Annotated in this window: 2 protein-coding genes; one reads left to right on the top strand and one right to left on the bottom strand. The window is 42.2% G+C overall.

Annotated features, from left to right (window positions below; translation table 11 throughout):
- Positions 1-497: DUF962 domain-containing protein (locus tag A3738_RS08710; protein ID WP_068763532.1), on the top strand; the 497-nt coding region annotated here is incomplete at its 5' end.
- On the opposite strand, the gene A3738_RS08705 is transcribed toward A3738_RS08710, so the two are convergent.
- On the bottom strand, positions 494-946 hold a 453-nt coding region (locus tag A3738_RS08705), incomplete at its 5' end, for a class I SAM-dependent methyltransferase (RefSeq protein ID WP_068763531.1). The genes A3738_RS08710 and A3738_RS08705 overlap by 4 nt on opposite strands.

Here is a 946-nt window from a genome sequence, read left to right as displayed (position 1 = left end):
CGAATTATCATCGCGACCCACGAAATATTCTGACGCACTTTGTTGGTATTCCCCTCATTGTTTTTGCGATTGCTGTTTTACTTGCTCGTCCTGAGTTTGCATTGTTTGGCCTTGTTTTGGCTCCAGTTTATTTTGTTGTTGGTGCAGCCTGTCTGTATTACCTCGCATTAGATATCAAACTCGGCATTTTAATGGGCTTGGTGTTTAGTATGACTGTCTATGGCGCGCAGTATGTTGCATCTCTATCAACTATCGAGTGGCTGGCATGGAGTATCGGTTTATTCGTTGTTGGTTGGGTTTTTCAGTTTGTAGGCCACTTTTATGAAGGGAAAAAACCTGCATTTGTCGACGATATGACAGGTCTTCTAATCGGGCCGCTATTTGTCGTGTGCGAATTCGCTTTTATGTTCGGTTTAATGAAAAAACTTAAAGCTGAAGTAGAATCTCGAGCTGGTCCGGTATGTCATCAAACTGGCCCTGAAGCGAAAGCCTCTTAAGTAAACAAAATAACATCACTTCCAATGATGGTGAGCTGCTTATTAAAGCGGTTCGCCAGATATTGCATTGTCGCGGGGTTGTAGAAACAAATATGTGTTGGATCGTTTTTATAATGCCAACCCCCAAAATCGATGTTTTGGGTATGCAACTTTGTCATCAGGCCTAGTATTCCGTTCGCCCTTAATAATGAAAACAGAAGTTCAAACGTTTGGCTCGGTGCGTCTAAATGCTCAACCACTTCGGTCGAGCTGATGAAGTCGTATTCTGTGTTTAGTTTTTCTTTATCGTCAGCATAAAACTTGTCATAGATTTCGCATTCGTGACCTGCTTCCTTAAAGATTAATGACAGGGTAGGGCCCGGTCCGCTACCGAAATCTAGTCCTTGAGATGCGGTAGGTAGATTTTCGATCATAACGCTACCTAATTTGTTTAAAAAACTGCGATAGTT

The organism is Oleiphilus sp. HI0066, assembly GCF_001635725.1.
The sequence above is the reverse complement of the archived record's forward strand: the minus strand, read 5'-3'. Positions and strand labels throughout refer to the sequence as shown.